Raw genomic sequence first — 20398 nt, forward strand, 5'->3', positions numbered from 1 at the left:
CCGGCCGCCCGGCGCCCGGCGCCCGGCGCTCGGCCTGGCTCCCGCGCTCCGCCGGACGGGTGGCCTCGTCCCGTCCGGTCGCCGTGTCGCCGCGCTCCCATGCCGGGCCTCACCTTCAGTGGGCGCATACGTGTGATCAGCGCACCGGTGAGGCCGGAGGTAACAGCATGTCAGGGGTGCCAGCGAGACCAGGCCGGGCCCGGGCGGCCCGTTACGCGGCGTCGCTCCTCGCGGGAGCCCTGCTCATCCCGCTCCTCGCCGGGTGCACCGGCCAGGACGAGCACGACGCCGCCATCGCCGGCGCGGCCCAGTCGGTCACCACGGCCAGGCGTGCCCAGCTGACGAGCGGCGGCTCCGTCACTTGGGGCGTCGACCGTCTCCCGGCCACGCTCAACGCCTTCCAGTCCGGCGCCGACCGGGTCACCGATCAGGTCGTCGGCGCCGTCCTGCCCACGCTCTTCACCGTCGACGCGCACGGCCGGCCCCAGCTCAACACCGACTATCTGCGCTCGGCCGAGATCACCGGGCGCGAGCCCCGGCAGACCGTCGTCTACACCCTCCACCCCGAGGCCAGGTGGAGCGACGGCGAGCCGATCGGCGCGGCCGACTTCGTCGCCCAGTGGAAGGCCCTGAACGGCGAGGACGACGCCTACCGGTCCGCGCGCAACGCCGGCTACGACCGCATCGAGAAGGTGGCCGAGGGGCCCGGGCGGCATCAGGTCAAGGTCACCTTCGCCAAGCCGTACGCCGACTGGAAGTCCCTGTTCACCCCGCTCTACCCGCAGGCCGTCACCGGTGACGCCGATGCCTTCAACGAGGGAGCCCGCGCCGAACTCCCGGCCGCCGCCGGGCCGTTCGAGCTCAAGGAGATCAACAGCAAGGAGTCGACGGTCACCCTCGTCCGCAACGACGCATGGTGGGGCGACCCCGCCCTGCTCGACCGCCTGGTCTTCGCCGCCGTGCCGCGCGACCAGCGGCGCGCGGCGCTCGTGGACGGGAAGCTCGACATCGCCGAGATCCGCCCGGCCGACGCCGACCGTGTCACCGCGGCGGGCGGCACGGACGGCGCGAGCGGGGCGGGCGGGGACGGGGACGAGAAGGGGGAGCCGGGGCGTCGCCACGCGGCCGGTGTCGACGCGCTGCACGACCTGGCCGTCGCCCGGCTGGCTCCCGACGCCGGGGACGAGATCGCCGCGCGGGAACGGTTCGCGCGCTCCTTCGCCGAGTCGGAACGGGCTCGCGAGCGCGCCTTCGCCACCCGCGAGGAGGCGGCCAGGGAACGGCTGCGCGGCTTCACCGTGCATCGCGCCTACGACGCGGCGTACACCCAGCTGGCGATGAACGGGGCGTCTGACGCGCTCGCCGACGAGCGCGTCCGCTGGGCCGTCGCACGGGCGCTGGACCGCGAGGCGCTCGCCGCCGAGGTGCACGAACCGGCTGGTCTGCCCGCCCGGCCGCTCGGCAGCCACCTGCGCGTGCTCGGCCAGAGCGGCTACCAGGACAACAGCGACGCGCTCGGGGAGACCGGCGCCGACGCGGCCAGGGCAGCGCTGGAGGAGGCGGGCTGGCGCCACGCCGAGACGGACGCCGACGCCGACGCGGACACGGACACGGACGGGAAGAAGGACGCGGCGAAGGACGACGGCGAGGCCGGGGCGGGAGCGGCGGCGGCGCCGGTCCGGGCGAAGGACGGAAAGCCGCTCGAACTGCGGTTCGTGCTCCCCTCGGGCCCCGAGGGCGAGCAGTTGCGGCGGGTGGGGCGGCGCGTCATCGAGATGCTGGCGGAGACCGGGGTCGCGGCGGAGATCACGGAGGTGGACCCGGCCGACTACTTCGCGAAGCACATCGCCGAGGGCGCCTACGACCTGGCCCTCTTCTCCTGGCCCGCCACCGCCTACCCGGCGACGGACGCGGCGCCGCTGTTCGCCAAGCCGCGGTCGGTCCCGGGCGGGGAGTCGCTGATCGGGCAGAACTTCACCCGGGTCGGCACCGACTACATCGACCAGCTCCTGACCCAGGCCGCCGGCGAGCTGGAGGAGAAGGAGTACGACCGGCTCCTGAACAAGGCCGACGCCCGCATCTGGGCCACCGCGGGCTCGATCCCCCTCTTCCAGCGTCCCCAGCTGGTCGCGACCCCGACCGACCTGGCGGGCGTCGGAGCGTTCGGCCTGGAAACCCCCCGCTACCAGGACATCGGCTACCGCCGCTGACCCCCGGGCCCGGACGAGCGCACCGGGCGTTCCGGCGCCGGAACGCCCGGTGCGGCGAGCGGACCACGGCCTGGGGCCGCGCCCGGCGGCCACCGGTCCGGGCCGTCCCGGGCGCGCGGCGAGGGGCCGCGGCGGGGCCGCACCCGACCGTGTGGGGCGGGGGCACCGTACGATGGCTTGTGAGGCCGGTGTCGCGGCCTGTCCCGAGGGCAGGCGCTCTCTGCCGAGCCGTCTCAGTCACGATCTCGGGAGAAACCCCCCAGCCATGCCTACGCGCCATGACATCCGCAACGTCGCCATCGTCGCCCATGTCGACCACGGGAAGACCACCCTGGTCGACGCCATGCTCCGGCAGGCGGGCGCCTTCGCCGCGCACCAGCACGTCGACGACCGGGTCATGGACTCCAACGACCTGGAACGCGAGAAGGGCATCACGATTCTCGCGAAGAACACCGCCATCCGCTACCACCCCAAGGGTGGCGGCAGTCCGGTCGTCATCAACATCATCGACACCCCCGGCCACGCCGACTTCGGTGGTGAGGTCGAGCGCGGTCTGTCGATGGTCGACGCGGTCGTCCTCCTCGTCGACGCCTCCGAGGGCCCCCTGCCGCAGACCCGTTTCGTGCTGCGCAAGGCCCTCCAGGCCCGACTGCCGGTCATCCTCTGCGTCAACAAGACCGACCGCTCCGACGCCCGCATCTCCGCGGTGCTCAACGAGACCTACGACCTCTTCCTCGATCTCGACGCGGACGAGGAGCAGATCGAGTTCCCCATCGTCTACGCCTCCGCCCGGGCCGGCATCGCCTCGCTGACCCAGCCCGCCGACGGGACCATCCCGTCCGACAGCGACAGCCTGGAGCCGTTCTTCACCACGCTCCTGGAGACGGTCCCGGCGCCGGTCTACGAGGAGGGCGCGCCGCTCCAGGCGCACGTCACCAACCTCGACGCCGACAACTTCCTGGGCCGTATCGCGCTGTGCCGCATCCGGCACGGCAACCTGCGCAAGGGCCAGACCGTGGCCTGGCTCAGGCGCGACGGCACCTCGCAGAACGTCCGCGTCACCGAGCTGCTGATGACCGACGCGCTCACCCGCAAGCCCGCCGAGGAGGCCGGCCCCGGGGACATCTGCGCGGTGGCCGGCATTCCGGAGATCATGATCGGCGAGACCCTGGCCGACCCGGAGAACCCGGTCGCGCTGCCGCTGATCACCGTGGACGAGCCGGCCATCTCGATGACCATCGGCACCAACACCTCGCCCCTGGTGGGCCGCGGCGGCAAGGGCCACAAGGTCACCGCCCGGCTGGTGAAGGACCGCCTGGACCGCGAGCTGATCGGCAACGTGTCGCTGCGCGTCCTGCCCACCGAGCGCCCCGACGCCTGGGAGGTGCAGGGCCGCGGCGAGCTGGCGCTGGCCATCCTGGTGGAGACGATGCGCCGGGAGGGCTTCGAACTGACCGTCGGCAAGCCCGAGGTGGTGACCCAGGTGATCGACGGGGCGCTCCACGAGCCGGTGGAGCGGATGACGATCGACGCCCCCGAGGAGCACCTGGGCGCCATCACCCAGCTCATGGCCGGCCGCAAGGGCCGCATGGAGACGATGACGAACCACGGTTCGGGCTGGGTGCGCATGGAGTTCCTGGTGCCCTCGCGCGGACTCATCGGTTTCCGGACCGAGTTCCTGACCGAGACGCGCGGCACCGGCATCGCGCACAGCATCTATGAGCGGCACGAGCCCTGGGCCGGCGAGCTCCGCACGCGCCAGAGCGGCTCCCTGGTCTCCGACCGGTCCGGCACCGCGACGCCGTACGCGATGCTCAACCTCCAGGAGCGCGGAACGATCTTCGTGGAGCCCGGCACCGAGGTCTACGAAGGCATGATCGTCGGCGAGAACTCCCGCGCCGATGATATGGACGTGAACATTACAAAAGAGAAGAAGCTCACCAACATGCGGGCCGCGGCGTCGGACACGACAGAGAATCTGATCCCGCCGCGCAAGCTTTCGCTGGAGCAATCTCTGGAGTTCTGCCGCGAGGACGAGTGTGTGGAGGTCACCCCCGCGGAGGTGCGGATCCGTAAGGTCGTTCTGGATCAGCGGGAGCGCGCGAGGGCCACGTCGCGGGCCAAGAGGAGCTGATAGGTCCCGGTTTGTCCGGAACCTCAAACGCCCAGTTCATGTCAAGCCTGTTATGAGCCGGAAGTCTGGTTGACCGTCCGGTATCCGGACCGTGGCGCTTGTTCCGTGTCGCTTCAGTCCGGATACCGGAGAGTGTTACTAGGTCTTTGTCCGGTTTTGCGCGATCCTCTCTCCTCATCTTCATCAAAATGAAATCGAAGATCGGTGGTTCACCGAAGATTCATGCCCAATAGTTGTGGGCATTGCAAACCGGACGCGTGTTGACGCGGGTAGATGTCTTCGCGCTCCCGGGTTTCCTGTGCATCGAAAGTGGACTCCCAAGGAGGCAACCCCATGCGTGGTGCGCGCAGCGCCAAGTGGGTCGCTACTGCGATAGTCGTGGCTCTGGCCGCGACCGCCTGTGGTGGCAGTGATGACGGCGAGGGTGGCGACGGCGGCGACAACACGTCCGCGGGGAACCCCGACGGCATCGTCCGGATCGACGGCGGCGAGCCCCAGAACCCGCTCGTTCCCACCAACACCAACGAGCAGTTCGGCGCGCTGGTCGTCCAGAACGTGTTCTCCAAGCTGCTCGACTTCGACGACCAGGGCCAGATCTACATGGTCGCGGCCGAGTCGGTCGAGCCCAGCGAGGACAACGGCACCTGGACCGTCACGCTGAAGGAGGGCTGGACCTTCCACGACGGAACGCCGGTCACCGCGCAGAGCTACGTGGACGCGTGGAACTGGGCCGCCAACATCGACAACAACCAGAACAACAGCTTCTGGTTCGCCGACATCGTCGGTTACGAGGACGTGCACCCGGCCGAGGAGGGCGCCGCGCCCACCGCCGACGCGATGTCCGGTCTCCAGGTCGTGGACGACCTCTCCTTCACGATCGAGCTGACGACGCCCGTGTCGTACTACGACTACAAGCTCGGCTACGACGCCTTCACCCCGCTGCCCGAGAGCTTCTACGACGACCCCGAGGCGTTCGGCGAACACCCGGTCGGCCAGGGCCCGTACGAGTTCACCGCGTGGAACCACGGCGAGTCCATCGAGCTGGCCCGCTACGAGGACTACGCCGGTGAGCCCGCCAAGAACGGCGGCATCCACATCGCGTCGTACGACTCGCTGGAGGCCGCCTACACCGATCTCCAGTCGGGAAACCTGGACATCATCCGCCAGGTCGCCCCCCGTGACCTGCCGCTCTACCGTCAGGACCTCGGCGAGGACCACTCGGTCGCCCAGCCCTACAACGGCATCCAGACCATCGTCCCCGTGTGGTACGAGTGGGAGGACACCGACCCCCAGGTCCTCCAGGGCGTCTCCATGGCGATCGACCGGGAGACCATCACCCAGACGGTGCTGGACGGTTCACGCACGCCGGCCGACAGCTTCGTGCCCCCGGGTGTCTTCGGGTACCAGGAAGGCGCCTCGAACGGCATCACCGACTTCAACCCGGAGGAGGCCCGCCGGCTCGTCGAAGCGGGCGGCGGTATCCCGGGTGACGAGATCACCATCCAGTACAACAGCGATGGCGGTCACCAGGAGTGGGTCGAGGCCGTCTGCAACAGCATCATCGAGACGCTGGACGTCGAGTGCGTCGGTGACGCCAAGGTCGACTTCGACACCGACCTGGAGGCCCGCGAAGCCAACGAGGTGCAGAGCATGTACCGCGGTGGTTGGTTCGCCGACTACCCGCTGAACGTGAACTTCCTCAAGGAGCTGTACCACTCCGAGGCGCAGAGCAACTACGGTCGCTTCGACAACGCTGAGGTCGACGAGCTCTTCTCCGAGGGCGACGCGGCGGCCACGCTGGAGGACACCGCCCAGGCGTACGCCGACGCGGAGCAGGTTCTCTGGGAAGAGATGCCGGCCATCCCGCTGTGGTTCAACAACGTCAACGGCGGTTGGGGCGAGAACGTCAGCAACGTCGCCTTCAACAGCGCCGGCCAGCCGGTGCTGACCGAGGTAACGGTCAACGAGTAGGACCTGGCCGGGTAGGTACCAGCAGCGCAAGGGGGCCGACGGGTCCGTTCCGCGAACCGGAGCGGCCCGTCGGCCCCGCCGAATGACATGGAGGAATGATGGGGCGTTACGTCGTGCGGCGACTGCTCCAGATGATCCCGGTGTTCGTCGGGTCAACGTTCATCATCTTCATGATGATGTACGCCCTGCCCGGTGACCCGGTCCGGGCACTGTGGGGCGAACGCGCCCCGGACGAGGCTCAGATGAACGCCATGCGGGCGGATCTCGGCCTCGACGACCCGATCCTGCAGCAGTACTGGAACTACCTGACCGGCTTGTTCCAGGGCGACTTCGGTACCCAGATCGCCAGCAGACGCGAGGTCATCGACGTGATCTCCGAGGCGCTGCCCGCGACCGTCCGGCTGACCCTGCTCGCCTTCGTCATCACCGCTGTGCTGGGTATCGGCATGGGCCTGATCGCCGGTCTGCGGGCCGGCGGGAAGATCGACACGGGCATCCTCTTCTTCACCCTGCTCCTCATCTCCGTGCCGGTCTTCGTCATCGGCTACCTCTACCAGACCTACTTCGGCGTCAAGTGGGGCTGGATCAGCCCCACGGTCAAGGACTCCGAGGACTGGGGCGAGCTGCTTCTGCCCGCCCTGGCGCTGGCGTCACTGTCCCTGGCCTACGTCGCCCGCCTGACCCGCACCTCCATCGTGGAGAACCGGCGCGCCGACTACATGCGCACGGCCCGGGCCAAGGGGCTCACCAAGAGCCGCGCGGTCGGCGTCCACCTGCTGCGCAACTCCCTGATCCCCGTGGTGACATTCCTCGGCGTGGACATCGGCAATCTGATGACCGGCGCCGTCGTCACCGAGGGCATCTTCAACATCCACGGGCTCGGCCGAGCTGTCTTCGAGGCGCTCAAGTCCCGCGAGGGCGCGACCGTCGTGGGCATCGTCAGCTTCTTCATCGTCGTGTATCTCGTTGTCGCCCTGCTCGTCGACCTGCTCTACGCGGTCCTGGACCCGAGGATTCGCTATGTCTGAGGCTCCTGAGACGCTGAAGAAGGAAGCCATACCGACGGCGGCGGGACCGGCGACCGCCGCGGTGGTGGAGGCCGGACCGGCTCCCGGCAAGCCGCGCAGTCTCTGGTCGGACGCCTGGCACGAGCTGCGCCGCAGGCCGACCTTCCTGATCTCGGCGGGCATCATCCTGGTGCTGTTCGTGATGGCCGCGTTCCCCGGCTGGTTCACCTCGGTCAGTCCCCGCGAGGCCGACCTGACGGCGAACTACCTGAAGGAGCCGCAGCTCACGCACTTCTTCGCGCCGGAGTGGCTGGGCTACAACCAGCAGGGCCAGAGCATCTGGGCCCGGATGATCTACGGCACCCGCGCCTCGATCATCATCGGTGTCGCGGTGACCGGGATCGTGATGGTGCTGGGCAGCCTGGTCGGCATGCTCGCCGGGTACTTCGGCGGCTGGATCGACGCGGTGCTCTCCCGGATCGTCGACATCTTCCTGGGCATCCCGTTCCTGCTGGGCACCATGGTCATCCTCGTCTCGTTCGACACGAGGACCGAGTGGACGGTGATCCTGGCCCTGGCCTTCCTGGGCTGGACCACCATCGCCCGCGTGATGCGCGGCTCGGTGATCGCCATCAAGCAGGCCGACTACGTGGCCGCCGCCCGCTCGCTGGGCGCCGGCACCTGGCGCATCATGCTGCGGCACATCCTGCCGAACGCGCTGGCGCCGGTGATCGTGGTCGCGATGGTGGCCCTCGGCGGATACATCACGGCCGAGGCGGTGCTGTCGTTCCTGGGCATCGGCCTGACCGAGCCCGCCATCTCCTGGGGCGGCGACATCAACCGCGCGCAGGACCGCATCCGGGTCGCGGAGCACATCCTGCTCTACCCGTCGATCCTGCTGAGCATCACCATCCTGTCCTTCCTGATGCTGGGTGACGCCGTGCGTGACGCCCTCGACCCCAAGCTGCGCTGAGGGAGGCGTGACGATCGTGTCGATCGAAATGACCAAGGCGGACGTCCCCGGCGTTCCGCTGCTCGAAGTGCGGGACCTTCACGTGGAGTTCCGCACCAGGGAGGGCGCCGCCAAGGCCGTCAACGGCGTCAGCTACACGGTGGACGCGGGCGAGACGCTGGCGGTGCTCGGCGAGTCCGGGTCCGGCAAGTCGGTGACCGCCCAGACCATCATGGGCATCCTCGACACCCCGCCCGGCCGCATCACCGGCGGTGAGATCCTCTTCCGCGGTGAGGACATGCTGAAGATGTCCGAGGAGCAGCGCCGGGGGATCCGCGGGAACAAGATCGCGATGATCTTCCAGGACGCGCTGTCCGCGCTGAACCCGGTGCTGTCGGTGGGGTATCAGCTGGGTGAGATGTTCCGGGTGCACCGGGGGATGTCGCGCAAGGACGCCAGGGCGAAGGCGATCGAGCTGATGGACCGGGTCCGCATCCCGGCGGCGAGGGAGCGGGTGAACGACTATCCGCATCAGTTCTCCGGCGGCATGCGCCAGCGCATCATGATCGCGATGGCCCTGGCTCTGGAGCCGGACGTGATCATCGCGGACGAGCCGACGACGGCGCTGGACGTCACGGTGCAGGCCCAGGTGATGGACCTGCTGGCGGAGCTCCAGCGCGACTTCACCATGGGCCTGATCCTGATCACGCACGACCTGGGCGTGGTGGCGGACGTGGCTGACAAGATCGCGGTGATGTACGCGGGCCGGATCGTGGAGAACGCCCCCGTGCACGAGCTGTACAAGCGGCCGGCCCACCCGTACACCAAGGGCCTGCTGGAATCCATCCCGCGCCTGGACCACAAGGGCAAGGAGCTGTACGCCATCAAGGGCCTGCCGCCCAGCCTCACGGCGATCCCCGGCGGCTGCGCGTTCAACCCCCGCTGCGCGATGGCGCGCGACCTCTGCCGCGCCGAGGTGCCGCCGCTGGCGGATGTCGCCGAGCAGGACGGCACGCCGATCGGCGGCCGGTCCAGCGCCTGCCACTTCTGGAAGGAGACGATCCATGGCTGACCGGGGCGAGCCGATCCTCCAGGTACGCAACCTCGTCAAGTACTTCCCGCTGACCCAGGGCATTCTGTTCAAGCGGCAGGTCGGCGCGGTCAAGGCCGTGGACGACGTCTCCTTCGACCTGCACCAGGGCGAGACCCTGGGCATCGTCGGTGAGTCGGGCTGCGGCAAGTCCACCGTGGCGAAGCTGCTGATGAATCTGGAGCAGCCCACGGCCGGGGAGATCCACTACAAGGGCGAGGACATCTCCAAGCTGTCCGGGCGGGCTTTGAAGGCGGTGCGGCGGAACATCCAGATGGTGTTCCAGGACCCGTACACCTCGCTCAACCCCCGCATGACGGTGGGCGACATCATCGGGGAGCCGTTCGACATCCACCCGGATGTGGCGCCCAAGGGCGACCGGAGCCGCAAGGTGCGGGAGCTGCTGGACGTGGTCGGGCTCAACCCCGAGTACATCAACCGGTATCCGCACCAGTTCTCCGGCGGACAGCGGCAGCGCATCGGGATCGCCCGGGGCCTGGCGCTCAACCCGGAGATCATCATCTGCGATGAGCCGGTCTCCGCTCTCGACGTCTCGGTGCAGGCCCAGGTGATCAACCTGATGGAGCGGCTGCAGAACGAGTTCGACCTCGCCTATCTGTTCATCGCGCACGACCTGTCCATCGTGCGGCACATCTCGGACCGGGTGGCCGTGATGTACCTGGGCAAGCTGGCCGAGGTGGGGACGGACGCGCAGATCTACGACCACCCCACCCACCCGTACACCCAGGCGCTGCTCTCGGCCGTGCCGCAGCCTGACCCGGCGGCCCGGGAGGCCAAGGAGCGGATCATCCTGACGGGAGACGTCCCGTCCCCGGCCAATCCGCCCTCCGGCTGCCGCTTCCGCACGCGCTGCTGGAAGGCGCAGGACAAGTGCGCGCAGGAGGTGCCGCTGCTGGCCGTGCCCGAGCGGTACCGGAAGAGCGACACCGGCGCGAAGCACGAGTCGGCCTGTCACTTCGCGGAGGACAAGGACATCGTTCACGTGTAGTCCGGCCGTCCCGCCCCCTCGCGGCACCGGAGCCCTGCCAGGCTCCGGTGCCGCGGCGCGTCCGGCATTCGGGGGGTTTCGAGCAACACTCCGTGGGGTGAGACGGAGGCTTGCCGGTCATGAGGTGACATAAGCGGTCTTATGGGGTTCAGGAAAGTGACTTTCCGTAGCCCAAGGAGGCCCTGCATGCGCGGAAGCATCCGGACCCGCCTGATCAGCGCCGTCGCCGGCGTCGTGGCCGCCGCCCTGACGGCCACCGCCTGCGGTGGCGGGGACGGCTCCGGGGGTGGCGGGGGTGGCTCGTTCGTCCGCGCGTCTTGGGGCGACCCGCAGCACCCGCTGGAACCCGCGAACACCAACGAGGTGCAGGGCGGCAAGGTCCTCGACATGATCTTCCGCGGCCTCAAGCGCTACAACCCCGAGACCGGCGAGGCCGAGGACGCCATGGCCGAGTCGATCGAGACCGACGACCAGCGGACGTTCACCGTCACGATCGAGGACGGCTGGACGTTCAGCGACGGCACCCCGGTCACCGCGAAGTCGTATGTGGACGCCTGGAACTACGGCGCCCACCTCGACAACGCGCAGATCGCCAGCTATTTCTTCCAGTTCATCGAGGGCTACGACGAGGTCCACCCGGCCGACGAGAACGCCGAGGTCACCGCGGACACGCTCAGCGGCCTGGAGGTCGTCGACGACCACACCTTCACGGTCCGGCTCACCGAGCCGTTCTCGCTCTGGCCGGAAACCCTGGGGTACGCCGCGTACGCGCCGCTGCCGCGCGCCTTCTTCGACGACCACGAGGCATGGCTGGACAAGCCGATCGGCAACGGCCCGTACAAGATCGACTCGTACCGGCGGAGCCAGAGCATGCGGCTGGTGCGCTACGAGGAGTACGCCGGGGACGACAAGGCCCGCAACGACGGCGTGGAACTGCGGGTCTACACCGACAACAACACCGCCTACACCGACCTCCAGGCCGGCAATCTCGACCTGATCGACGACGTGCCCGCCTCCCAGCTCGCCAACGCCGAGAGCGACCTCGGGGACCGCTATATCAACCAGCCGGCCGGCATCATCCAGACCCTCGCCTTTCCGCTCTACGACAAGGACTGGAAGGGCGAGGACGGCGCCAAGCTCCGCCGGGGCCTGTCGATGGCGATCAACCGCGAGGAGATCACCGCCCAGATCTTCCACGACACCCGCACCCCCGCCACCGACTTCACCTCGCCGGTGCTCGGCGAGGCCGGCGGCTACCGGGACGGGCTGTGCGGCGACGTCTGCTCGTACGACCCGGAGGGCGCGCGCGAGCTGATCGAGGAGGCGGGCGGCCTGCCGGGCGGCAAGGTCACCATCACCTCCAACGTGGACACCGGCTCGCACCGCCAGTGGATGGACGCGGTCTGCAACAGCGTCAACAACGCGCTGAACGACACCGGCGCCTGCACCGTCAACCCGGTGCCCACTTTCGCGGACTTCCGCAACCGCGTCACCGGCCACGAGATGACCGGCATGTTCCGCACCGGCTGGCAGATGGACTACCCGCTCATCCAGAACTTCCTCCAGCCGCTGTACTACACCGACGCCTCCTCCAACGACGCCGGTTACAGCAGCGAGGAGTTCGACCGCCTCATCGACGAGGCCAACGCGGCGAGCGAGGAGGACGAGGCGATCGAGAAGTTCCAGCAGGCCGAGGAGGTTCTGACCGAGGACCTGCCCGCCATCCCCCTCTGGTACCAGAACGGCACCGCCGGCCACTCCGAGCGCCTCAGCGACGTCAAGCTCAACCCCTTCTCCGTGCCCGTCTTCACCGACATCAAGGTGGACTGACCGCCATGGGACGCTATGTCGTCCGGCGCCTGCTCCAGATGATCCCGGTCTTCATCGGCGCCACCTTCCTGATCTTCGTCATGGTGTACGCGCTCGGCGATCCGGTCTCCGCGCTCTTCGGCGACCGGGGCCCCGACCCGGCCACCGCCAAGGCGCTGCGCGAGGAGTTCAACCTCGACAAGCCCGTCTGGCAGCAGTACCTGCTCTACATGGGCAAGATCTTCACCGGCGACTTCGGTACCGCCTTCAACGGGGAGCCGGTGACCGCGCTGATGGACCGGGCGTTCCCGATCAGCTTCCGGCTGATGGTGATCGCGCTCGTCTTCGAGATGCTCATCGGGATCGCGCTCGGGGTCATCACCGGCCTGCGGCGCGGTCGTTCGCTGGACACCTCGGTGCTGGTCCTCACCCTCGCCGTCATCGCGGTCCCCACCTTCGTGCTCGGCACCACGGCGCAGTACTTCCTCGGCGTCGAGTTCGGCTGGATCGACCCGGCCGTCAGCCCCGAGGCGCGGTTCGACGAGCTGATCGTCCCCGGGCTCATCCTCTCCCTCGTCTCGCTCGCCTATGTCACCCGCCTGACCAGGACCTCCGTCGCCGAGAACACCCGGGCCGACTACATCCGCACCGCCGTCGCCAAGGGCCTGCCGCGCCGCCGGGTGACCGTCCGCCACCTGCTGCGCAACTCCCTGATCCCCGTGGTCACCTACCTCGGCGCCGATGTCGGCACGCTGATGGCCGGCGCCATCGTCACCGAGCGGATCTTCAACATCCAGGGCGTCGGCTACCAGCTCTACCAGGGCATCCTGCGGCAGAACTCGCCCACCGTCGTCGGCTTCGTGGTCGTCCTGGTGCTGATCTTCCTGCTCGCCAACCTGCTCGTCGACGTGCTGTACGCCGTGCTCGATCCGCGGATCCGCTATGCCTGACCAGGAGCAGCCGTCCGCGCGGCCTTTCGGGGCGCAGGAGGACGCCGCCGCCCGGGCCGTGTCCGCCGGCACCGCGACGCCGGAGCCCGGAGCGGCCCGCAGCCTGTGGGGCGACGCCTGGCACGATCTGCGGCGCGACCCGGTCTTCATCGTCTCGGCACTGCTGATCGTCTTCCTCATCCTGATCTCGCTCTGGCCGGGGCTCATCGCGAGTGAGGACCCGCAGCGCTGCCAGCTCGGCCGCTCGCTCCAGGGCCCCACGTCCGGGCACTGGTTCGGCTTCGACACCCAGGGCTGCGACGTCTACACCCGCACGGTGCACGGTGCCCGCGCCTCCATCGCGGTCGGCGTCTGCGCCACCCTGGGGGTGGCGCTGCTCGGCGCGGTGGTCGGCGGCCTGGCCGGGTTCCTCGGCGCCTTCTGGGACACGCTGCTCTCCCGCCTGACCGATGTCTTCTTCGGCATCCCGATGGTGCTGGGCGCCATCGTCTTCCTGAGCATGATCACGCTGTCCGGGATCTGGCCCGTGGTCCTGGTCATCGCCGCGCTCGGCTGGCCGCAGATCGCCCGCATCGCCCGGGGCTCGGTCATCACCGCCGCGCGGAACGACTACGTGCACGCCGCCCGCGCGCTCGGAGCGAGCAACACCCGGATGCTGCTGCGGCACATCACCCCCAACGCGGTCGCGCCGGTCATCGTGATGGCGACGATCATGCTGGGCACGTTCATCGCCCTGGAGGCCACCCTCAGCTACCTCGGCGTCGGCCTGCGCCCCCCCACGGTCTCCTGGGGCGTGGACATCTCGGCGGCCTCGGACGGCATGCAGTTCCGCAACGCGCCGCACATCCTGCTCTATCCGGCCGCCGCGCTCAGCGTCACCGTGCTGGCCTTCATCATGCTCGGCGACGCGGTCCGGGACGCGCTCGATCCCAAGCTCCGTTGACCGCGGAAGATCGGCGAACCGACGAAAGGAACGTGATGCTCCTCGACGTGCGCGATCTGCGCGTGGAGTTCCGCACCCGGGACGGGGTCGTGGGCGCGGTCAACGGCGTCAGCTACTCGGTGGACGCGGGTGAGACGCTGGCGGTGCTGGGCGAGTCCGGCTCGGGGAAGTCGGTGACCGCGCAGGCCGTGATGGGCATCCTGGACTCGCCGCCCGGCCGCGTCGCCGGTGGCGAGATCCGCTTCCAAGGCCGTGACCTGCTGACGCTCGGGCGGGAGGAACGGCGGCGGATCCGTGGCGAGAAGATGGCGATGATCTTCCAGGACGCGCTGTCCGCGCTGAACCCGGTGCTGTCGGTGGGGTATCAGCTGGGTGAGATGTTCCGGGTGCACCGGGGGATGTCGCGCAAGGACGCCAGGGCGAAGGCGATCGAGCTGATGGACCGGGTCCGCATCCCGGCGGCGAGGGAGCGGGTGAACGACTATCCGCATCAGTTCTCCGGCGGCATGCGCCAGCGCATCATGATCGCGATGGCGCTCGCCCTCGAACCCGAGCTGATCATCGCGGACGAGCCGACGACGGCGCTGGACGTCACGGTGCAGGCCCAGGTGATGGACCTGCTGGCGGAGCTCCAGCGCGAGTACCGGATGGGGCTCATCCTCATCACGCACGACCTGGGCGTGGTGGCGGACGTGGCCGACAGGATCGCGGTGATGTACGCGGGCCGGATCGTGGAGAACGCCCCCGTGCACGAGCTGTACAAGCGGCCGGCCCACCCGTACACCAAGGGCCTGCTGGAATCCATCCCGCGCCTGGACCACAAGGGGAAGGAACTGCTCGCGATCAAGGGGCTTCCCCCCAACCTGCTGCACATCCCGGCCGGCTGCCCCTTCCACCCCCGCTGCCCGCGGGCGCGGGACGTGTGCCGGCACGATCCGCGGCCGCCGCTGTACGAGGAGGTCGGTCCCGGCCGGTCGAGTGCCTGTCACTTCTGGAAGGAGACGATCGGTGAGTGACCGCCCGCGCCGGGAGGCGATCCTGGAGGTGCGCGACCTGGTCAAGCACTTCCCGCTGACCCAGGGTGTCGTGTTCCGGCGGCAGATCGGGGCGGTCCAGGCGGTCGACGGGGTGTCGTTCGACCTGCACCCCGGCGAGACGCTCGGGATCGTGGGGGAGTCGGGGTGCGGCAAGTCCACCGTGGCGAAGCTGTTGATGAATCTGGAAAGGCCGACGGCCGGTCACATCCGCTACAAGGGCGAGGACATCTCAAAGCTTTCCGGGCGGGCTTTGAAGGCGGTGCGGCGCAATATCCAGATGGTGTTCCAGGACCCCTATACCTCGCTGAATCCGAGGATGACGGTCGGGGACATCGTGGGGGAGCCGTTCGAGATCCATCCCGAGGTGGCGCCGAAGGGCGACCGGCGCCGCAAGGTGCGGGAGCTGCTCGATGTGGTGGGGCTGAATCCCGAATATGTGAACCGCTATCCGCACCAGTTCTCCGGCGGACAGCGGCAGCGCATCGGCATCGCCCGGGGCCTCGCGCTCAACCCGGAGATCATCGTGGCCGACGAGCCGGTCTCGGCGCTCGACGTCTCGGTGCAGGCCCAGGTGATCAACCTGATGGAGCGATTGCAGGACGAGTTTGACCTGTCCTATATGTTCATCGCCCATGATCTGTCGATTGTGCGGCACATTTCCGACCGGGTCGGGGTGATGTATCTAGGGAAGATCGTGGAAATCGGGACGGATCTCGCGATCTATGAGCACCCCACGCATCCGTACACGCAGGCACTGCTGTCGGCCGTTCCCGTGCCGGATCCGGCGCTGAGTCACCGCCGGGAGCGCATCATTCTCGCCGGAGATGTGCCTTCTCCAGCCAATCCGCCCTCCGGCTGCCGTTTCAGGACGCGCTGCTGGAAAGCTCAGCAGCTCTGCGCGGACGTGGAGCCGCCCCTGGCGGTGCCCGTCGAGTTCGCGCGGGCGACCGGGCCTGTCGCACATCCCTCCGCCTGCCACTTCGCGGAGGAGAAACGGCGTGTGGCGCACATGTGAGGTGCACCGGGGCGACGCGGACCCAATGGCCGCGCCGCCCCGGTCTACGGCACCCGCACGGCCGTACCGCCTCAGTCTGGGACGTTCGCATATCGGTATAGGGTCTTGGGTGTTGCTGCCTTGTTAACAGGCGCGGTCGCACCTTGTCGGCACATTTCGTGATGCCCTGAGATCGCGTCAAGCACGTTCGCGTGTCAATCCGCACAACCTTGGCTCACCAATTGACCGTCATAGGTTTATACCACCGCTATCCCTTGACGGGAATCTCTGCGTTTTGCCACAGTCGCGATCTACTCGCATCACACGGCATGTCCACACAGTCGCAGGGGAGTTGGGGGAGACATGGTGCCCAGCGAAACCCGGGCCGTCGAAGCCGAACTGGTCGGCCGCTCGCCGGGGCAGCTCATCTGGCGACGCTTCCGCCGCGACCGCGTCGGCGTCATATCCGCTTTTGTCGTGCTGTTCTTCTTTCTGGCCGGTCTGTGCGCGCCGCTCATCTCGAAGCTCTACGGCAAGGACCCGTACACACGCTACGGCCAGATCGAGAGCGGGCTGCTGAACGGCTTCGGCTATCCCGTCAAACCGAATGGCGGGATGGACGGCGAATTCTGGTTCGGTCTCGAACCGTTCCTCGGCCGGGATGTATTCACGCAGCTTCTCTACGGAATCCGCACATCCCTGCTGATCGCTCTGGCGGTCACCGTGCTGGCCACGCTGACCGCCATCGTGCTGGGCATCGCGGCCGGATATCTGGGCGGGCGCTGGGACTTCTTCATCAGCCGTTTCATCGACCTGCTGATGGCTTTCCCCCAGCAGCTCTTCTTCGTCGCGTTCCTGCCCATCGTCGCCACGCTGTTCGTCGATCCCCGCGAGGAGACCCCCACCTGGGTGCGGGTGGTCTCCATCATCGCGGTGCTCTGGGTCCTCGGCTGGATGACGCTGGGCCGGATCCTGCGCGGCGCCACCCTCGCCCTGCGGGAGCGGGAGTTCGTCGAGGCGGCCAAGGTGAGTGGGGCGTCGCCCTGGCGGATCATCCGCAAGGAGCTGCTGCCGAACGTGGTCTCGCCGATCCTCGTCCAGGCCACCTACATGCTGCCCAACTTCGTGACCACCGCGGCGGCGCTGTCCTTCCTCGGCGTCGGCCTGGTCGAGCCGACGCCCGACTGGGGCCGGATGTTCGCCATCGGCGCGGAGGTCTACGAAGCCGACATCACCTACATGTTCTTCCCCGGGGTCTCGATGGTGATCTTCGTCGTCGCCTTCAACCTCCTCGGGGACTCGGTCCGCGACGCCTTCGACCCGAAGTCGCACCGCTGACGACGCTCCGACCCCGACAACGCTCCGACTTCCGACAACGAATGGCAGGTGCCAGGAACCATGAGCCAGAGATCACTGCGCGGAGGGCGCGCCACAGGCGTGACCCTCGCGCTGGCGGGGGCGTTGATCCTCAGCGCCTGCAGCGGCGGCGGGGGAGGGGACGACGGTGACGGCGAGGAGGTCCCGGGGCCCGAGACGCTGGAGTCCATAGCCTTCGGCGACGTCGAGGCGTCCACCGGGCCGGCCGAGGACGTGCCCGGCGCGGAGCCGGGCGGAACGATCCGCGTGCTCCAGGAGACCGGCCCCAACCACCTCGACCCGGCGCAGATCTACGTCTCCGACGAGTCCAGCGTCGCCAAGCTTTTCCACCGCGGCCTCACCACCGTCCGGCTGGACAACGACGGCGACTACACGGTCGTCGGCGACCTGGCCACCGACTCGGGCGAGGTGTCCGACGGCGGTCGCACCTGGACGTACACGCTCAAGGACGACATCTACTTCAACGACGGCTCGGAGGTCACCTCCGCCGACGTCCGGCACACCTTCGAGCGGCAGTTCGCCGAATTCATCACCCAGGGACCGACGTTCATCCAGCAGTGGCTGGCGAACACCGGCGGCGCCGAGTACCGCGAGCTGCTGCCCGGCGGCCCGTACGAGGGCGACCACCTGCCCGACACCATCCTGGAGACGCCGGACGAGGACACCGTCGTCTTCCACTTCGAGGAGCCGCAGACCGACCTGCCGTACGCCCTGTCGATGATCGGCTACGCGATCGTCTCCGAGGAGGGCGACACCCAGGAGCAGTACGACCAGGAGCCGCTGACCACCGGCCCGTACCAGATCGCGGAGCACCGGCCCGGCCGTTCCATGACGCTGACCAGGAACGAGTACTGGGAGCCGGAGACCGACGCGGCCCGCACCGCCTACCCGGACCGGTACGAGCTGACGTTCGGCCACACCACGGACGACTCGACCCAGCGCCTGATGGCCGACAACGGTGACGACCGGTACGCCATCAGCTTCAACAACGGCGTCGACCCGGCCAACGCGCCCGAGGTCTCCTCCAACGCCGCGTACCAGGAGCGCCTGGTCCAGGGCTACCAGCCCTACGTCGCCACCCTCGCGATCAACACCGAGCGGGTGACCGACAAGCGCGTCCGCGAGGCCATCGCCCTCGCGGTGCCGCTCAACGGTGTGCTGAACGCCTACGGCGGCACGTTCGGCGGCGAGTACGCCGGCGGCTACATCAGCCCGCTGCTGCCCGGCTACGAGGACGGCTACGACCCGTACGGAAAGCTGGCCACGCCGCAGGGCGACCCCGAGGCGGCCCGCGCGCTCCTGGAGGAGGCGGACGCGGTCGGCTACCAGCTGAACTACGTCCACCACACCGCGACCGAGGACTCCCGCGCCGCCGTGGCCATCGCCGACGCCCTGGAACAGGCGGGCTTCGACGTCAGCGAGACCGAGGTCCCGCAGGAGACCTACTACGACACGATCGGCGTCGTCGACAACGGCTACGACATCTACCGCAGCAACTGGGGCCACGACTGGCTCTCCAGCTCCACGGTGATCCCGCCGCTGTTCGACGGCCGCCAGATCCAGGACGGGGCCAGCAACTACAGCCACCTCGCCAGCGAAGAGGTGAACGCGGAGATCGACCGCATCCGGAGCATCACGGACCCGGCCGAGGCGGCCACCGCGTGGTTCGAGCTGAACAAGACGATCCTGGAGGACTACCTCCCGGCCGTCCCGCTCTACTACTACAAGCAGAACATCCTGCACGGCTCCCTCGTCGGTGGCGCGGTCTTCAACGACGACCTCGGCACCGTGGACATGAACCGGCTGTTCGTCATCCAGGACTAGCGCGGACGCCCGGAAAGACAGCCCAGCGGGTGCCCGCCCACACGGCGGGCACCCGCGCCCCGACTCCGGCCGACTCACCCGAAGGCTGCAACGCGATGCTCCGATTCCTGCTGCGGCGATCACTGGGCGCCCTCGCCATTCTGCTGATCATCAGCGCCGTCACGTTCTTCCTCTTCTACGCGATCCCGCGCAACCCCGCCCTGCTCGCCTGCGGGAAGAGCTGCACGCCCGATCAACTAGCCATCGTGGAACGGAACCTGGGCATCGACGACCCCGTCCCTGTCCAGTACTGGGACTACATGACCGGCATCTTCACCGGCCGTGACTTCCCCGCCGGCGACTGCCCGGCCCCCTGCCTGGGGTACTCCTTCACCAACAACACGCCCGTCCTGGACACCATCCTGGACCGGCTGCCGACCACGATCTCGCTGACCCTCGGCGGCGCCGTGGTCTTCCTCACCCTCGGCCTGGCCTTCGGCATGCTCGCCGCCTGGCGTCGCGGCACCCTGCTGGACAAGTCGATGAGCTCCACCTCGCTGGTGCTCAGCTCCCTCCAGATCTACTTCATCGGCCCGCTCGCCCTGGCGGTCTTCGTCTACAACGACGGCGACTTCCACCTCTTCTCGCAGCCGGAGTACGTGCCGTTCACCGAGGACCCGGGAGGCTGGTTCTCGGGGCTGCTGCTGCCCTGGCTGGTGCTGTCGACGATCTTCACCGCCAACTACACGCGCATGGCCCGCGCGGAGCTCATCGAGCAGCTCCAGGAGGACCATGTCCGCACCGCCCGGGCCAAGGGCCTGGCCAAGTCCACGGTCTTCTTCCGCTACGCCTGGCGCGGCTCGTTGATCCCGATCATCACCATCTTCGGCATCGACCTCGGCTCGCTGTTCGGCGGCGCCATGATCACCGAGGTCACCTTCACCCTGCCCGGCCTCGGCAGGCTCGCGGTCGACTCCGTGACGCAGTCCAACCTGCCCATGCTCATGGGCGTGATGCTCTTCGCCGCGTTGATGATCGTCCTGTTCAACATCCTCGTCGACGCCTGCTACGCGCTGATCGACCCGCGCGTCAGGCTGGCCTAGGAGCGACCC

15 protein-coding genes are annotated in these 20398 nt (G+C 68.6%); all 15 read left to right on the forward strand.

Going from position 1 to position 20398, the window contains the following annotated elements; genetic code table 11:
- The first annotated feature begins 167 nt into the window (after positions 1 to 167).
- The 15 genes from OIE51_RS18330 (at position 168) to OIE51_RS18400 (ending at position 20389) form a co-directional block, all read left to right on the forward strand.
- Positions 168 to 2210, forward strand: a complete 2043-nt coding sequence (locus OIE51_RS18330; RefSeq protein ID WP_326598810.1) for an ABC transporter family substrate-binding protein — start codon at positions 168 to 170, stop codon at positions 2208 to 2210.
- A gap of 265 nt (positions 2211 to 2475) precedes the next feature.
- Positions 2476 to 4344, forward strand: a complete 1869-nt coding sequence (gene typA / locus OIE51_RS18335; RefSeq protein WP_326598811.1) for a translational GTPase TypA — start codon at positions 2476 to 2478, stop codon at positions 4342 to 4344.
- 333 nt (positions 4345 to 4677) lie between these two features.
- A complete protein-coding gene (locus OIE51_RS18340; protein WP_326598812.1) occupies positions 4678 to 6315 on the forward strand; it encodes a peptide ABC transporter substrate-binding protein in 1638 nt (545 codons plus the stop codon).
- Positions 6316 to 6413: 98 nt separating this feature from the next.
- Positions 6414 to 7343 (forward strand): ABC transporter permease, encoded by a 930-nt coding sequence (locus tag OIE51_RS18345; RefSeq protein ID WP_326598813.1) that lies wholly within the window; start codon positions 6414 to 6416, stop codon positions 7341 to 7343.
- Entirely contained in the window at positions 7336 to 8295 is a 960-nt protein-coding gene (locus OIE51_RS18350) for an ABC transporter permease (RefSeq protein WP_326598814.1), read from the forward strand. The genes OIE51_RS18345 and OIE51_RS18350 overlap by 8 nt, the downstream gene beginning before the upstream one ends.
- Before the next feature lie 28 nt (positions 8296 to 8323).
- Positions 8324 to 9346 (forward strand): ABC transporter ATP-binding protein, encoded by a 1023-nt coding sequence (locus tag OIE51_RS18355; RefSeq protein ID WP_326600680.1) that lies wholly within the window; start codon positions 8324 to 8326, stop codon positions 9344 to 9346.
- Positions 9339 to 10373, forward strand: a complete 1035-nt coding sequence (locus OIE51_RS18360) for an ABC transporter ATP-binding protein (protein WP_326598815.1) — start codon at positions 9339 to 9341, stop codon at positions 10371 to 10373. Before OIE51_RS18355 ends, OIE51_RS18360 begins: the two co-directional genes overlap by 8 nt.
- 186 nt (positions 10374 to 10559) lie before the next feature.
- Positions 10560 to 12203, forward strand: coding sequence for a peptide ABC transporter substrate-binding protein (locus tag OIE51_RS18365; RefSeq protein WP_326598816.1), 1644 nt, complete (start codon positions 10560 to 10562; stop codon positions 12201 to 12203).
- Between the two features lie 5 nt (positions 12204 to 12208).
- Complete coding sequence (locus tag OIE51_RS18370) at positions 12209 to 13132, forward strand: ABC transporter permease (RefSeq protein WP_326598817.1); 924 nt, start codon at positions 12209 to 12211, stop codon at positions 13130 to 13132.
- Positions 13125 to 14075: an ABC transporter permease gene (locus OIE51_RS18375; protein ID WP_326598818.1), complete on the forward strand. Its 951-nt coding sequence runs from the start codon at positions 13125 to 13127 to the stop codon at positions 14073 to 14075. Before OIE51_RS18370 ends, OIE51_RS18375 begins: the two co-directional genes overlap by 8 nt.
- Before the next feature lie 35 nt (positions 14076 to 14110).
- Positions 14111 to 15091 (forward strand): ABC transporter ATP-binding protein, encoded by a 981-nt coding sequence (locus OIE51_RS18380; protein WP_326598820.1) that lies wholly within the window; start codon positions 14111 to 14113, stop codon positions 15089 to 15091.
- The gene (locus OIE51_RS18385; RefSeq protein ID WP_442811959.1) at positions 15054 to 16127 is read left to right on the forward strand and encodes an ABC transporter ATP-binding protein; all 1074 of its coding nucleotides are present in this window, start codon (positions 15054 to 15056) and stop codon (positions 16125 to 16127) included. The genes OIE51_RS18380 and OIE51_RS18385 overlap by 38 nt, the downstream gene beginning before the upstream one ends.
- A 342-nt stretch (positions 16128 to 16469) precedes the next feature.
- On the forward strand, positions 16470 to 17444 hold the full coding sequence (locus OIE51_RS18390; RefSeq protein WP_326598822.1) for an ABC transporter permease: 975 nt from the start codon (positions 16470 to 16472) through the stop codon (positions 17442 to 17444).
- A 60-nt stretch (positions 17445 to 17504) separates the two neighbouring features.
- Complete coding sequence (locus tag OIE51_RS18395; protein ID WP_326598823.1) at positions 17505 to 19307, forward strand: ABC transporter substrate-binding protein; 1803 nt, start codon at positions 17505 to 17507, stop codon at positions 19305 to 19307.
- A gap of 95 nt (positions 19308 to 19402) precedes the next feature.
- Positions 19403 to 20389, forward strand: coding sequence for an ABC transporter permease (locus OIE51_RS18400; protein ID WP_326600681.1), 987 nt, complete (start codon positions 19403 to 19405; stop codon positions 20387 to 20389).
- Positions 20390 to 20398: the final 9 nt, after the last annotated feature.

It is taken from the genome of Streptomyces sp. NBC_01803, from assembly GCF_035917415.1.
In the GTDB taxonomy this organism is placed as follows: Bacteria; Actinomycetota; Actinomycetes; order Streptomycetales; family Streptomycetaceae; genus Streptomyces.

What these genes read in the sequence shown, in the direction of transcription:
- OIE51_RS18330 (WP_326598810.1), top strand. Translation starts at nt 168, where the DNA reads ATGTCAGGGGTGCCAGCGAGACCAGGCCGGGCCCGGGCGGCCCGTTAC.
- typA (WP_326598811.1), top strand. Translation starts at nt 2,476, where the DNA reads ATGCCTACGCGCCATGACATCCGCAACGTCGCCATCGTCGCCCATGTC.
- OIE51_RS18340 (WP_326598812.1), top strand. Translation starts at nt 4,678, where the DNA reads ATGCGTGGTGCGCGCAGCGCCAAGTGGGTCGCTACTGCGATAGTCGTG.
- OIE51_RS18345 (WP_326598813.1), top strand. Translation starts at nt 6,414, where the DNA reads ATGGGGCGTTACGTCGTGCGGCGACTGCTCCAGATGATCCCGGTGTTC.
- OIE51_RS18350 (WP_326598814.1), top strand. Translation starts at nt 7,336, where the DNA reads ATGTCTGAGGCTCCTGAGACGCTGAAGAAGGAAGCCATACCGACGGCG.
- OIE51_RS18355 (WP_326600680.1), top strand. Translation starts at nt 8,324, where the DNA reads ATGACCAAGGCGGACGTCCCCGGCGTTCCGCTGCTCGAAGTGCGGGAC.
- OIE51_RS18360 (WP_326598815.1), top strand. Translation starts at nt 9,339, where the DNA reads ATGGCTGACCGGGGCGAGCCGATCCTCCAGGTACGCAACCTCGTCAAG.
- OIE51_RS18365 (WP_326598816.1), top strand. Translation starts at nt 10,560, where the DNA reads ATGCGCGGAAGCATCCGGACCCGCCTGATCAGCGCCGTCGCCGGCGTC.
- OIE51_RS18370 (WP_326598817.1), top strand. Translation starts at nt 12,209, where the DNA reads ATGGGACGCTATGTCGTCCGGCGCCTGCTCCAGATGATCCCGGTCTTC.
- OIE51_RS18375 (WP_326598818.1), top strand. Translation starts at nt 13,125, where the DNA reads ATGCCTGACCAGGAGCAGCCGTCCGCGCGGCCTTTCGGGGCGCAGGAG.
- OIE51_RS18380 (WP_326598820.1), top strand. Translation starts at nt 14,111, where the DNA reads ATGCTCCTCGACGTGCGCGATCTGCGCGTGGAGTTCCGCACCCGGGAC.
- OIE51_RS18390 (WP_326598822.1), top strand. Translation starts at nt 16,470, where the DNA reads ATGGTGCCCAGCGAAACCCGGGCCGTCGAAGCCGAACTGGTCGGCCGC.
- OIE51_RS18395 (WP_326598823.1), top strand. Translation starts at nt 17,505, where the DNA reads ATGAGCCAGAGATCACTGCGCGGAGGGCGCGCCACAGGCGTGACCCTC.
- OIE51_RS18400 (WP_326600681.1), top strand. Translation starts at nt 19,403, where the DNA reads ATGCTCCGATTCCTGCTGCGGCGATCACTGGGCGCCCTCGCCATTCTG.